This window comes from Micromonospora sp. PTRAS2, assembly GCF_054052245.1.
The window spans coordinates 52,980-67,927 of the sequence record NZ_JBSWBU010000005.1 but is presented as its reverse complement, the minus strand read 5'-3'; the positions used below and the strand labels follow the sequence as shown (position 1 = coordinate 67,927).

The following is a 14,948-nucleotide window of genomic DNA, read 5'->3' as shown; positions in this document are numbered from 1 at the left end:
CGGTACGTGTCGCGTGACTCAGGAAAGCCCGAGGTCCCGGTCGACAAGATCGAAAAGCTCCTGGTTGCTGGCGACGCGCAGCCGGTCGGCCACCTCGGCGGCCTCGTCGGGCCGTTCCCCGGCGCCCCGGTCGGCGGCGCCGAGGCGTTCCAGCAGCCGGTGCAGGCGCATGGTGACCCGCACCCGGCCGAGGTCGTCGGTGTCGCGCCGGACGAGGGCGGCCTCCAGCTCGTCGAGTTCCTCGACGGTCGGCAGCGCCTGCACGGACGCCTCGCTGACCAGCTCGCCGCGCAGGTGCTCGGCGAGCGCCTGCGGGGTGGGGTAGTCGAACACCACCGAGCTGGCCGGGCTGAGGCCGGTCTCCTTCGCGAGCCGGCCGCGCAGCTCCACGGCGGTCAGCGAGTCGAAGCCGAGGTCCCGGAACGGCCGGTCGGCCTCCAGGGCGTACGGGCTGTCGTGGCCGATGACCTCGGCGGCGGCGGTGCGGATCAGGTCGACCAGCAGCCGGTTCTGCTCGGCGGTGGTGAGGTCGGCGAGCCGCTTGCGCAGCCCGGTGCGGACCTCGTCGCCGCCGTCGGCGGCCGGGTCGGTGCCGGCGCGCTGGGCCGCCACCTCGGGCAGGTCGGCGATCAGGGGCCGGGGCCGGGCGGAGGCGAAGACGGGGGCGAAGCGGGCCCAGTCGACGTCGGCGACGGTGAGCACGGTGCCGTCGCCGGTGATCGCGGCGCGCAGGGCGGCCATCGCGGGTTCCCGGTCGAGCAGGGACACGCCGCGCCGGCTCATCGCGACGGCGTGGTCGTCGCTGACCATGCCGCCGCCGGCCCACGGTCCCCAGTTGACGGAGACGACCCGGGCCCGGCCGGCGGGTCGGGACTGCGCCCACGCGTCGAGGAAGGCGTTGCCGGCGGCGTACGCGCCGTGGTCGCCGACGCCCCACGCGGCGGCGATGGACGAGAAGTAGACGACCAGCTCCAGGTCGTCGGGGTCGAGGAACTCGTCGAGGTGGCGGGCACCGGCGGTCTTGCCGGCGACGACGTCGGCGAGTTCGTCGGTGCCGACGACGCTGACCGGGTTGAGCCGGCCGACGCCGGCGGCGTGCACGACGGCGCGTACGGTCTCGCCGTCGCGGCGCAGGCCGGCGACGAGGGCGGCGACGGCGTCGCGGTCGGCCAGGTCGCAGGCCACGGCGCGGGCGTGCGCGCCGAGGTCGGCCAGCTCGGCGAGGGTGGCGGCGACGCCGGGCGCGTCGGGGCCGCGCCGGCTGACCAGGATGAGCCGGCGCGCGCCGTGCCGGGCCAGCCAGGCGGCGGCGTACGAGCCGATCGCGCCGGTGCCGCCGGTGATCAGCACGGTGTCCGGCGGCTGCCAGGCGGGGGCGTCGGGCCGCTCGGCGCGGGCGGCGCGGGCGAGGCGGCGCAGGTGGGTGCCGAGGGGGCGCACGGCGAGTTGGTCCTCGGCGTCGGTGTTGGTCAGCGCCCGCAGCAGGTGGTCCCCGGCGGCCGGGTCCAGCTCGGCGGGCAGGTCGAGCAGGCCACCCCAGTGGGCGGGGTGTTCCAGGGCGGTGACCAGGCCGAGGCCCCAGGTGGTGGCCTGGGCGGGGTGGGCGATGGGATCGCCGGGGCCGGTGCTGACGGCCTGCCGGGTGAGCAGCCACAGTGGCCCGGCGGGGGCGGCGTCGGTGACGGCCTGGACGAGGGCGAGGTTGCCGGTGAGCCCGGCGGGCACGGCCGGGTGGTCGGGGTGGGGGCGCTCGTCGAGGGCCAGCAGCGACACGGTACGGGTGGCCGCGCCGGCCGCGAGCAGCGCGGCGAGTTCGGCGCGGGTGGCCGTGGCGGGGTCGACGGCGAGGGTCCGCACGGTGCCGCCGTGCGCGGCGACCAGCGTGCCGATCCGGGCGGCGACGTCGGCGGCCGACTCGGTGGTGCCGGCGTCGGGGTCGACGGTGGCCGTCGGGGCGTCCGTTCCGGCGGGGACGACCAGCAGCCACTCCCCGGTGGCGGGGCCGGCGGTGAGGCGACGCTGCGGCCAGGTGATGCGGTAGCGCCAGCCGTCGACGAGCGCGTCGGTCTGCCGCTGCCGGTGCCAGTGGGCGAGGGTGGGCAGCTGGTCGCGCAGCGGCCGGTCCGGGTCGACGCCGAAGTGGGTGGCGAGGGCGTCGCCGTCGGCGTCGGTCACGGCCTGCCAGAACGCCTCGTCGGCGGTGCCGGCGGCGGGGGCGGCCGGCTCGGCGGTGCGCAGCACGTCGCCGTCGCCGACGGGCCAGAACCGCTGGTGCCGGAAGGCGTACGTGGGCGGGGTGACCGGGTCGGCGGCGGGCAGCAGGGCCGCCCAGTCGACCCGTACGCCGTGGCAGTGCAGCCGGGCCAGCGCGCCGAGCAGCGCCTCGGCCTCGCCCCGGCCGGGCCGCTGGACGCCGGTGACGAGGGTGCGGCCGGCGTCGGGCAGCGCGTCGGCGGCCAGGGCGGTGAGCACCGTGTCGGGGCCGACCTCCAGCATCGTGGCGACGCCGAGGGAGTGCAGGTGCTCGACGGTGTCGGCGAACCGGACGGCGTCGCGCACGTGCCGCACCCAGTAGTCGGGGGTGCAGATCTGCTCGGGGTCGGCGACCCGGCCGGTCAGGTTGGACACGAGCGGGACGGTCGGCGGGGCGTAGTCGAGGCCGGCGGCGACGGCGGCGAACTCGGCGAGCATCGGCTCCATCAGCGGGCTGTGGAACGCGTGGCTGACGGTGAGCCGCTTGGTGCGTACGCCGAGGGCGGCGAAGTGGTCGGCCAGGTCGGTGAGGGCGTCGCCGTCGCCGGAGACGACCACGGCGGCCGGGCCGTTGACGGCGGCGACGGCGACCCGGCCGGCGTACGGGGCCAGGGTCGCGGCGACGTCGGCCTCAGGCGCGGCGACGGCGAGCATCCCGCCGCCGGCCGGGAGTGCCTGCATGAGCCGGCCCCGGTTGCCGACGAGCGCGCAGGCGTCGGGCAGGCTGAGCACCCCGGCGACGTGGGCGGCGGTGATCTCGCCGACGGAGTGCCCGGCGACGAGGTCCGGCACGATCCCCCAGCCGGCGAGGAGCCGGTGCAGGGCCACCTCGACGGCGAACAGGCCGGCCTGGGTGAACACGGTCTGGTGGATCAGGTCGGCCTCGGCGCTGCCGTCGGCGGCGAACAGCACCGCCTTGAGCGGCCGGGGCAGGTGCGCGTCGAGATGCTGGCACACCTCGTCGAGGGCCTCGGCGAAGGCGGGGAACGTCCGGTACAGCTCGCGGCCCATGCCGGCGTGCTGGGCGCCCTGGCCGGAGAAGAGGACGGCGAGGGTGCCGCCGGGCTCGGCGACGTCCCGGGTGAGGGTGGGGTGGTGCTGCCCGGCGGCGAGGGCCCGCAACCCGGCCACGTACGCGTCGCGGTCGGCGGCGAGCAGCACGGCCCGGTGCCGCAGGTGGGAGCGGCCGGTGGCGAGCACCCGGGCGACGGCGGCGGGCTCTGCGGCCCCGGGGCCGGCCTCGGCCTCGGCCCAGTCGGCGAGGCGGGCGGCCTGGGCGGCCAGCCCGTCGGCGTCGTCGCCGGAGACCACCCAGGGCAGCAGCGGCGGCGCGGGCGGCTCCGCGTCGCCGGCCTGCGGCTGCGGCCGGTCGTCGGCGGGCGGGGCCTGTTCGAGGATGACGTGGGCGTTGGTGCCGCTGACCCCGAACGCCGACACGGCGGCCCGGCGGGGCCGGTCCACGGCGGGCCACGGGGTGGGCTCGGCGAGCAGCGCGACCGCGCCGGCCGCCCAGTCGACGTGCGGGGTGGGCTCGTCGACGTGCAGGGTGGGCGGCAGCAGGTCGTGCTGGAGCGCCATGACCATCTTGATGACGCCGGACACCCCGGCGGCGGCCTGGGTGTGGCCGATGTTCGACTTGATCGAGCCGAGCAGCAGCGCCCGGTCGGCGGGCCGGTCCTGCCCGTACGTGGCCAGCAACGCCTGCGCCTCGATCGGGTCGCCGAGGCGGGTGCCGGTGCCGTGGCCGTCGACGGCGTCCACGTCGGCGGCGGTGAGCCGCGCGTTGGCCAGGGCCTGCTGGATGACCCGCTGCTGGGCGGGGCCGTTGGGGGCGGTGAGCCCGTTGGACGCGCCGTCGGAGTTGGTGGCGGAGCCGCGCACCACGGCGAGGACCCGGCGGCCGTCACGGCGGGCGTCGGAGAGCCGCTGGAGCAGCAGCAGGCCGGCGCCCTCGCCCCAGCCGGTGCCGTCGGCGGCCCCGGCGAACGACTTGCACCGGCCGTCGGCGGCGAGGCCGCGTTGCCGGGCGAACTCCAGGAACGGGCCGGGGGTCGCCATCACGGTGACGCCACCGGCGACGGCCGTGTCGCACTCGCCGGAGCGCAGCGACTGCACGGCCAGGTGCAGCGCCACCAGCGACGACGAGCAGGCGGTGTCGACGGAGACGGACGGGCCCTGCAGGCCGAAGGTGTAGGAGAGCCGCCCGGAGACGACGGCCGCCACGTTGCCGGTGGCCTGGTAGCCCTCGGTCTCGGCGCGGGCGGCCATCAGCAGCGTGGCGTAGTCCTGGCCGTTGGTGCCGACGAAGACGCCGGTGTTGCTCTCCCGCAGGTCGGCGGGGGCGATGCCGGCGCGTTCGAACAGCTCCCAGCCGGTCTCCAGCAGCAGCCGCTGCTGCGGGTCCATCACCAGCGCCTCGCGCGGGGAGATGCCGAACAGCGCCGCGTCGAACCCGGCGACGTCGGCGACGAAGCCGCCCTCGCGCACGTACGAGGTGCCGGGGGTGTCGGGGTCGGGGTCGTAGATGGCGTCGAGGTCCCAGCCCCGGTCGGCGGGGAACCCGGCGATGGCGTCGCGGCCGTCGGCGACGAGCCGCCACAGGTCCTCGGGGCTGGCGACGCCGCCGGGGTAGCGGCAGCTCATCGCGACGATGGCGATGGGCTCGTCGAGGGCGGCGGCGGCCCGGGTGGGCGCGGCGGCCTGCTCGGTGACGCCGAGGATGCGGTCGGCCAGCCAGCCGGCGAGCAGCGTCGGGGTGGGCCGGTCGAAGACGAGGGTGGCGGGCAGCCGCAGGCCGACGGCCTCGCCGAGCCGGTTGCGCATCTCCACGGCGCTGAGCGAGTCGAAGCCGATCTCCCTGAACGGCCGGTCCGCCCCGATCGCCTCGGCGGAGGCGTGCCCGAGCACGGCGGCGGCGTGCACCCGCACCAGCTCCAGCAGGGTGCGGCGGCGCTCCGGCTCGGCGAGACCGGCGAGCCGGCCGCGCAGCGGGGACGCCTCGGCCGGCTCGTCGTCGTCGCGGGTGCGGGCGGCGAGGATCCGGGCCACCTCGGGGATGTCCTCGATCAGCGGCCGGGGGCGGGTCATCGCGAACGTCTGGTGGAACCGGTCCCAGGCGATGTCGGCGACGGTGAGGGTGGTGTCGTCGTCGGCGAGGGCGCGGGCGAGCACGGCCACGGCCAGGTCGGGGCGCATCGGCCGCACCCCGGAGCGGAACATCTGGTCGGCGGCGCCGTCGGTCTCCAACATGCCGCCGCCGTCCCACGCGCCCCAGGCGACGGCGGTGGCGGCGAGGCCCCGGCGGCGGCGGTCCTCGGCGAGGGCGTCGAGGAAGGCGTTGCCGGCGGCGTAGCCGCCCTGGAGGCCGCCGCCCCACACGCCCGCGCCGGAGGAGAAGAGCACGAACGCGGACACGTCGCCGCCGAGGACCTCGTCGAGGTTGACCGCCCCGGCGACCTTGGCGTGCAGGCCGTCGGCCAGCTCGCCGACGTCGGTGCCGGCGAGCGGGCCGGCGTGGGCCACCCCGGCGGCGTGGAACACGGCGTCGACGGTGACGCCGTCGGCGGCGAGCCCGTCGACGAGGGCGCGCAGCGAGTCGGCGTCGGCCACGTCGCAGGCCGCGACGGTGACGCGCGCGCCGAGGCCGGTCAGCTCGGCCTCCAGCTCGGCCGCGCCGGCCGCCGCCGGGCCCTGCCGGCTGGTCAGCACCAGGTGCGCCGCGCCCTCGCGGGCCAGCCAGCGGGCCACGTGCGCGCCGAGGGAGCCGAGGCCGCCGGTGACCAGGGCGGTGCCGGCGGGCCGCCAGCCGGGCCGCTGCGGGGCGGGTTCGGCGGCGGCGCGGGCGAGCCGGCGGGCGAACAGGCCGGAGGTGCGCACGGCGACCTGGTCCTCGTGGCCGACGCCGGCCAGGACGGCGGCGAGCCGGCCCCGGGCGCGTCGGTCCAGCTTCGCGGGCAGGTCGACGAGGCCGCCCCACCGGTCGGCGTGTTCCAGGGCGGCGACCCGGCCGAGGCCCCAGACGAGGGCCTGCCGGGGGTGGTCGAGGGGGTCGGCGCGGCCGGTGGAGACCGCGCCGCCGGTGGCGCACCACAGCGGGGCGGTGATGCCGGCGTCGCCGAGGGCCTGCACGAGGGCGAGGGTGCCGGCGAGGCCGGCGGGGACGACGGGCCGCTGCGGGTGGGGGGTCTCGTCGAGGGCGAGCAGGGACAGCACGCCGGTGACGGCGGCGGCGTCGACATCGGCGAGGCGCGCGGCCAGGGCCGCCCGGTCGGCGTCGGCGACGGCCAGCGGGGTCACGTCCGCCCCGGCCTCGCCGAGGGCCTGCACGACCTGACCGACGATCGGCTGGCCGGCGTACGCGGCGGGCGCGACGAGCAGCCAGGTCCCGCCGAGGGTGGCGCCGGCGGCAGCGGTGAGCGGCGTCCACTGCACCCGGTAGCGCCAGGCGTCCACGGTGGACTCGTCGCGGCGGCGCTGCCGCCACGAGGACAGCAGCGGCAGGGCCTCGCCGAGGACGCGGGCGTCGGCGGTGTCGATGCGCATGGCGGCGGCGAGGGCGTCGGCGTCGGCACGTTCGACGGCGTCCCAGAACTGCCGGTCGGCGGGGTCGTCGGCGGCGGCGGCCGGTCCGGTGCGTACGGGGGCCTCCGGCCAGTAGCGCTGCCGGTGGAAGGCGTACGTGGGCAGCGGCACGGCCGGACCGGTGCGCACGCCGCAGACGGCGTTCCAGTCGGCCTCGACGCCGCGCACGTGCAGCTCGGCCAGCGCGGTGAGGATCCGGGCCCAGCCGCCGTCGCCCCGGCGCAGGGTGTTGACCACGGCCGCCTCGTGTTCGGCGGTGTCGATGGTCTCCTGCATGCCGAAGCTGAGCACGGGGTGCGGGCCGACCTCCAGGAAGACCTGGTGGCCGTCGGCGAGCAGGTTGCGTACGGCCTGCTCGAAGTTCACGGTCTCGCGCAGGTTGCGGTACCAGTAGCCGGCGTCGAGCGTGGTGGTGTCGGTCTGCTCGCCGGTGAGCGCGGAATAGAACGGCAGCTCGGCGGGGCGGGGGGTGATCCCGTCGAGGCTGGCCAGGAGCCGGCCGGCGACCGCCTCGACCTGCGGGGAGTGGGAGGCGTACTCGACGTCGATGCCTCGCGTGCGCACGCCGTCGGCGGCGCAGGCGGCGACGAGGTCGGCGAGGTCGTCGACGTCGCCGGCCACCACGACCGACCCGGGGCCGTTGACCACGGCGACGGAGAGCCGCCCGGCCCACCGCTTGAGCAGGTCGCGGGCCCGGTCGGCGGGCAGGGCCACGGAGACCATGCCGCCTCGGCCGGCGATGTCGACGAGCACCTGGCTGCGCAGGGCGACGATCTTGGCGGCGTCCTCCAGGGTGAGGGCCCCGGCGACGCAGGCCGCGGCGATCTCGCCCTGGGAGTGGCCGACGACGCCACCGGGGCGGACGCCCAGCGAGCGCCACAGCCGGGCCAGGGAGACCATCACGGCCCACAGTGCGGGCTGCACGACGCCGGAGGCGACCAGCGGCGGGGCGCCCTCGGCCCCGCGCAGCACGCCGGTGAGGGACCAGTCCACCCAGGGGGTGAGGACGGCCTCGCACTCGGCGATGGACGCGGCGAACACCGGGGAGCTGTCGAGCAGGTCGACGGCCATCCCGGGCCACTGGGAGCCGTGGCCGGAGAACACGAAGACGGGGGCGGTGTTGCGCAGCGCCGTGCCGGTGACGACGCCCGCGACGGTCTCGCCGTCGACGAGGGCGGTGAGGCCCTGGGCCAGTTCGGCCTGGTCCTGGCCGAGCACGACGGCCCGGTGGCCGAACGCCGCCCGGGTGGTGGCGAGGGCGTAGCCGACCTCGGCCGGTTCGACCTCGGGGTGGGCGGCGAGGTGGGCGCGCAGCCGGGCGGCCTGCTCCCGCAGCGCGGCCCGGTCGGTGGCGGAGAGCACGAACGGCACGAGGCCGGCGTCGGCGGCGGCGCCGGGCCGGGACTCGGCGGCGACGGCCGGCTCGGGGGCCTGTTCGAGCACGACGTGGGCGTTGGTGCCGCTGATGCCGAAGGAGGAGACGGCGGCGCGGCGGGGCCGGTCGACGGCCGGCCACGGGGTCGCCTCCGTGGCCAGGGCGACGGCCCCAGCGGTCCAGTCGATGTGCGGGGACGGCTCGTCGACGTGCAGGGTGGGCGGGACGAGCCCGTGCCGCAGCGCGAGCACCATCTTGATCACCCCGGCGACGCCGGCGGCGGCCTGGGTGTGCCCGATGTTCGACTTGATCGACCCGAGCAGCAGCGGCCGGTCGGCGGGCCGGTCCTGCCCGTAGGTGGCCAGCAGCGCCTGGGCCTCGATCGGGTCGCCGAGGGTGGTGCCGGTGCCGTGGGCCTCGACGGCGTCCACGTCGGCCGGGGTCAGCCGGGCGTTGGCGAGGGCCTGCCGGATGACGCGCTGCTGCGACGGCCCGTTCGGCGCGGTGAGACCGTTGGACGCGCCGTCCTGGTTGACGGCCGTGCCGCGCACGATCGCGTAGACCCGCCGGCCGTCGCGCTGCGCGTCGGAGAGCCGCTGCACGAGCAGCATGCCGACGCCCTCGCCCCAGCCGGTGCCGTCGGCGGCGGCGGCGAACGACTTGCACCGCCCGTCGGCCGACAGGCCGCGCTGCCGGGAGAACTCGACGAACGTCCCCGGGGTGGCCATCACGGTGACGCCGCCCGCGAGGGCCAGGTCGCACTCGCCACTGCGCAGCGCCTGCGCGGCCAGGTGCAGGGCGACCAGCGACGACGAGCACGCGGTGTCGACGGTGACGGCGGGCCCCTCCAGGCCGAACGTGTAGGCCACCCGCCCCGACAGCACGCTGCCGGAGGTGCCGGTGCCGATGTAGCCCTCCACCTCGGCGGGCAGGTCCATCAGCCGGGAGGCGTAGTCGTGGTACATGACGCCGGCGAACACGCCGGTGCGGCTGCCGCGCAGCCGGTGCGGGTCGAGCCCGGCGGACTCGAACGTCTCCCAGGCGGTCTCCAGCAGCAGCCGCTGCTGCGGGTCCATGGCCAGGGCCTCGCGGGGGCTGATGCCGAAGAACCCGGGGTCGAACTCCGCCGCCCCGTAGAGGAAGCCGCCGTGCCGGGTGTACGAGGTGCCGCTGTTGGCCGGGTCGGGGTCGAACAGGGTGTCGAGGTCCCAGCCCCGGTCGGCGGGGAACTCGCTGATCCCGTCGCCGCCGGTGGCCAGCAGCTCCCACAGCTGGTCCGGGTTGTCCGCGCCGCCGGGGAAGCGGCAGGCCAGGCCGACGATCGCGATCGGGTCGTCGAGGCCGGTGGCGGTGGCCGCCTCGGCCGGGGTGACGGTGGCGGCCCGGTTGCCGGCGAGTTCCGCGTACACCTGGCCGGCGAGGATGCGCGGGGTCGGGTAGTCGAACACCAGCGTGGACGCCAGCCGCAGCCCGGTGGCCGCGTTGACCCGGTTGCGCAGGTCCACCGCCGTCAGCGAGTCGAAGCCCAGCTCCCGGAACGCCCGGTCCGCCGGCACGGCGTCCGCGCCGCCGTGCCCGAGGACCTGCGCGACGAGGCCCCGGACGAGGGCGTCGACCTGGTCGCGGGCGTCCTGCGGGTCCAGGCCGGCGATCCGGTCGGCCCAGTTGCCGTGGCCGGCCTGCCGGCGGGTGGGCACCGCGCCGAGCAGCACCCGCAGCAGCGACGGCACCCGGCCGGCGACCACCCGGGACCGCATGGCCGGCACGTCGAGCACGGCCGGCACGAGGGCGGGCCGGCCGGCGGCGAGGGCCGCGTCGAACAGTTCGAGGCCGGTGTCGGCGCTCATCGGCGAGATGCCGGCGCGGGCCGAGCGGGCCCGGTCGGCGTCGCCGACCGTCGCGGCCATCCCGGCGGTGTCCCACATGCCCCAGGCGAGGCTCGCGGCGGGCAGGCCGGCCTGCCGGCGGTACGCGGCGAGGGCGTCCAGGAACGTGTTCGCCGCCGCGTACGCGGCCTGGCCGGGTGAGCCGAGCACCCCGGCGACGGAGGAGTACACGACGAACAGGTCGAGGTCCCGCCCGGCGGTCGCCTCGTGCAGGTGCCACGCGGCGGCGGCCTTCGGGGCGAGCACCCCGGCCAGCCGCTCGGGGCTGATCGCGGTGACCACGCCGTCGTCGAGCACGCCGGCGGTGTGCACGACGCCGGCCAGCCGGCCGCCGACCCCGGCGACGAGGGCGGCCACCCGGTCGGGGTCGGTGACGTCGGCGGCGACCACCTCGACGCGGGCGCCCAGGCCGGTGAGCCGCTGCGCCAGCGCGTCCGCGCCGGGGGCGGCCGGGCCCTGCCGGGAGACCAGCAGCAGCGACCGGGCCCCGTACGCGGTGACCAGGTGCTCGGCGACGAGCGCGCCGAGCGCGCCGGTGCCGCCGGTGACCAGGACGGTGCCGTCGCCGAGGGCGGGGGCGGCCGGGGCGGCGGCCGGGGCGGCGGCGCGCACGAGGCGCGGGGTGAGCACGGCGTCGCCGCGCAGCGCCACCTGCCCGCCGGTGGCGGCGGGGTCGTCGGCCACCCGGGCGAGCACCGCCAGGGCGGTGGCGTCGACACCGGCGGCGTCGGGGTCGGCGGCGGTCGGATCGGCGGCCAGGTCGGCGAGGACGATCCGGTCGGGGTGCTCGGACTGCGCCGAGCGCAGCAGGCCCCACACGGCGGCCCCGGCGAGGTCGGTGACGGGGTCGTCGTCGCGGGTGGCCACCGCGCCCCGGGTCAGCACGACCAGCCGGGTGTCGGCCAGCGCGTCGGCGGCCAGCCACGCCTGGACCACGCCGAGCACGTCGGCCGCGACGGCCCGCACGACGTCGGGCAGGCCGGCTGCGGGAGAGGCGGCGGGCGCGGGGAGGACCGGGAGCACGAGGGCGCGGGGCAGCCCCTCCCCCGCCTCGCCGGCGGCGGCCAGCACCGCCGCCACGTCCGCGAAGACGGGCAGGTCGAGGGCCCACACCGGGCGGGAGGGGGTCAGCAGCGCCCAGCCGGTGGGCTCCTCGGCGGGCGGCACCTCCTCGGCCTGCCAGGCGACCTCGAACAGCGAGCGGGCGGCGACGCCGGGGGCGGTCAGGCCCGTCATCTCCCGCAACGCGAGGGCGTCCACCGACACCACGGGGGTGCCCGCGCCGTCGGTGGCGACGAGCCGCACCGCCGAGCCGTCGCGGGTCAGCCGCACCCGCAGCGCCGTCGCCCCGGACGCGTGCACCTGCACGCCGGAGAACGCGAACGGCACCCGGGGGCCGCCGTCGGTGTCGGCGAGCAGCGCCCCCACGGGGTGCAGGGCGGCGTCCAGCAACGCCGGGTGCACGCCGAACGCGGCGGCGGGCCCGGCGGCCTCCTCGGGCAGGGCGACCTCGGCGTACACCTCGCCGTCGCCGGTCCACAGCCGACGCAGCCCCCGGAACGCGGGCCCGTACGCCAGGCCGCGCCCGGCGAGGGCGTCGTACCACTGGGCGAGGTCGACCTCGGTGGCCGCGACGGGCGGCCACACGCCGAGGGCGGGCTCGTCGTCTGCGGCGGGTTCGAGGACGCCCTCGGCGTGCCGGACCCAGCCGCCCTCCGGGTCCTCCTCGGCCTGGGCGTGCACGGTCACCGCGCGGGCGCCGGTGTCGTCGGCCGCGCCGACGCGCACCTGCACGCGGACGCCGCCGGCCTCGGGCAGGGTCAGCGGGGTGGCGACGGTCAACTCCCGCACCCGGGACGCGCCGACCTCGTCGCCGGCCCGCACGACCAGCTCGACCAGGGCCGCGCCGGGCACCACGACGACGCCGGAGACGGCGTGGTCGGCGAGCCAGCCGTGGGTGGCCAGGGACAGCCGGCCGGTGAGCAGCACCATGTCCTCGCCGGCCACGGAGACCGCCGCGCCGAGCAGCGGGTGCCCGGCCGCGCCGAGGCCGGCGCCGGTGACGTCGGCGATCCGGCCGACCGGCTCCAGCCAGTACCGCTCGTGCGCGAACGTGTACGTGGGCAGGTCGACCCGGCGCGCGCCGGCCCCGGCGAGCAGGGCGTCCCAGTCGACGGGCAGGCCGTCGGCGTGCAGCCGGGCCAGGGCCTCCAGCAGGGCGCGCGGCTCGGGGCGGTCCTTGCGGGCCAGCGGCACGAGCACGGCGGTCGGGTCGGTGAGGCAGCTCTGCGCCATCGCGGTGAGCACCCCGTTGGGGCCCAGCTCGACGTACGTGCCGACGCCGGCCTCGGCGAGCCGGTCGACGGCGTCGGCGAAGCGGACGGCCTCGCGGACGTGCCGCACCCAGTAGTCGGGGCTGCACAGCAGCTCCGGCCCGGCGACCCGGCCGGTCAGGTTCGACACGATCGGCACGGTGGGCGGGGAGAACGTCAGCCCGGCGGCGACGGCGGCGAACTCGGCGAGCATCGGGTCCATCAGCTCGCTGTGGAACGCGTGGCTGACCCGCAGCCGGTGGATGGGGGTGCCCCGCTCGGCCCAGTGGGCGGCCACCTCCTCGACGGCGGCGGCGTCGCCGGAGACGACCACGGCGGCGGGGCCGTTGACGGCGGCGACGCCGATGCGGCCGGTCACCCCGGCGAGGGACTCGACCACGGACGCCTCGTCGGCGGCGACGGCGAGCATCGCCCCGCCGGCCGGCAGGGCCTGCATGAGCCGGCCCCGGGCGGCGACCAGCGTCGCGGCGTCGGCGAGGGTGAGCACCCCGGCGACGTGCGCGGCGGCCAGCTCGCCGATGGAGTGGCCGACGAGGTAGTCGGGGGCGAGCCCGAACGACCCGGCGAGCCGGAACAGCGCGACCTCGACGGCGAACAGCCCGGCCTGGGTGAACACGGTCTGGTGCAGCAGGTCGGCCTCGGGCGTGCCGGCGGCGGCGAACAGCACCTCGCGCAGCGGCCGGGGCAGGTGCGGGTCGAGCGCGGCGCACACCTCGTCGAGGGCGGCGGCGAACACGGGGAACGCCTCGGCCAGCTCGCGGCCCATGCCGGGGCGCTGCGCGCCCTGCCCGGAGAAGAGGAACGCGACCCGGCCTCGGGGCGCGGCGGTGCCGGTGACGACCGGCGCGGCCGGCTCGTCGGCGGCGAGGGCGCGCAGCCCGGCGAGCAGCTCGGCGCGGTCGGCGGCGAGGACGACGGCCCGCCGGTGCAGCCCGGCGCGGGCCAGCGAGGACGCGGCGACGTCGAGGGGCCGGGCGTCGGGGTCGGCGTCGAGGTGGTCGGCCCAGCGGCGGGCCAGCGCGGCGAGGGACTCCGGGCTGCGGGCCGACAGCAGGACCGGCGACAGCGGCGGGACGACGGCCGGCGCGGCCGGGTCGGGCTCCTCGGCGGCGGGGGCCTGTTCGAGGATGACGTGGGCGTTGGTGCCGGAGATGCCGAACGACGACACGGCGGCCCGGCGCGGCCGGTCCACCGCCGGCCAGGCCCGGGGCTCGGTGAGCAGCGACACGGCCCCGGCCGACCAGTCGATGTGTTGAGACGGCGCGTCGACGTGCAGGGTGGCGGGGAGCCGGCCGTGCCGCAGCGCCTGCACCATCTTGATCAGCCCGGCGACGCCCGCGGCGGCCTGGGTGTGGCCCAGGTTGGACTTGACCGAGCCGAGCCACAGCGGCTCCGCCCCGGCCCGGTCCTGCCCGTAGGTGGCGAGCAGCGCCTGCGCCTCGATCGGGTCGCCGAGGGTGGTGCCGGTGCCGTGCGCCTCGACGGCGTCCACGTCGGCGGGGGCGAGCCGGGCGTTGGCCAGGGCCTGCCGGATGACCCGCTCCTGGGAGGGGCCGTTGGGCGTGGTGAGGCCGCTGCTGGCTCCGTCCTGGTTGACGGCGCTGCCCCGGATCACCGCGTAGACGCGGCGGCCGTCGCGCTGGGCGTCGGAGAGCCGCTGGAGCAGCAGCACGCCGACGCCCTCGGCCCAGCCGGTGCCGTCGGCGGCGTCGGCGAACGACTTGCACCGCCCGTCGGGGGCGAGGCCGCGCTGCCGGGAGAACTCGGCGAACACGCCGGGGGTGGACAGCACGGTGACGCCGCCGGCCAGGGCCAGGTCGCAGTCGCGCTGGCGCAGCGCCTGCACGGCGAGGTGCACGGCGACCAGCGACGACGAGCAGGCCGTGTCGACGGTGACGGCGGGCCCTTCGAGCCCGTACGTGTAGGCGACCCGGCCGGAGACGAGGCTGCCGGAGTTGCCGGTGCCGAGGTAGCCCTCGACGCCCTCGGGCAGGTCCAGCACCCGGGAGGCGTAGTCGTGGTACATGACCCCGGCGAAGACGCCGGTGCGGCTGCCGCGCAGCCGCTGCGGGTCCAGGTCGGCGGACTCGAACGCCTCCCACGCGCTCTCCAGCAGCAGCCGCTGCTGCGGGTCCATGGCCAGGGCCTCGCGGGGGCTGATGCCGAAGAAGGCCGGGTCGAACTCGGTGGCGTCGTAGAGGAACCCGCCCTGGTCCGTGTAGGAGGTGCCCGGGTTGTCCGGGTCGACGTGGAACAGCCGCTCCAGGTCCCAGCCCCGGTCGGTGGGGAAGTCGCCCAGCCCCTCGCGGCCGGCGTCGACGAGGTCCCACAGGTCGTCCGGGCCGCGTACGCCGCCGGGGAACCGGCAGGCCATGCCGACGACGGCCATCGGCTCGCGGTCCTTCGCCTCCACCTCGCGCACCCGCCGCCGCGCCTCACGCAGGTCGGCCGTGGCACGCCGGAGGTAGTCGAGGAACTCCGCCTCAGTGGGCATCGGGCCACTCCGTATCGGGATCAGAC

The 14,948-nt window shown here is 77.9% G+C and carries 1 protein-coding gene; it reads right to left on the bottom strand.

Going from position 1 to position 14,948, the window contains the following annotated elements:
- Positions 1 to 18: 18 nt before the first annotated feature.
- Positions 19 to 14,922 carry a type I polyketide synthase gene (locus ACVMYR_RS18390; RefSeq protein WP_457122317.1) on the bottom strand — a complete coding sequence of 4,968 codons (14,904 nt, stop codon included), beginning with the start codon at positions 14,920 to 14,922 and terminating at the stop codon, positions 19 to 21.
- Positions 14,923 to 14,948: the final 26 nt, after the last annotated feature.

Coding starts and splice junctions, on each gene's coding strand:
- ACVMYR_RS18390 (WP_457122317.1), bottom strand. CDS start 14,922: ATGCCCACTGAGGCGGAGTTCCTCGACTACCTCCGGCGTGCCACGGCC.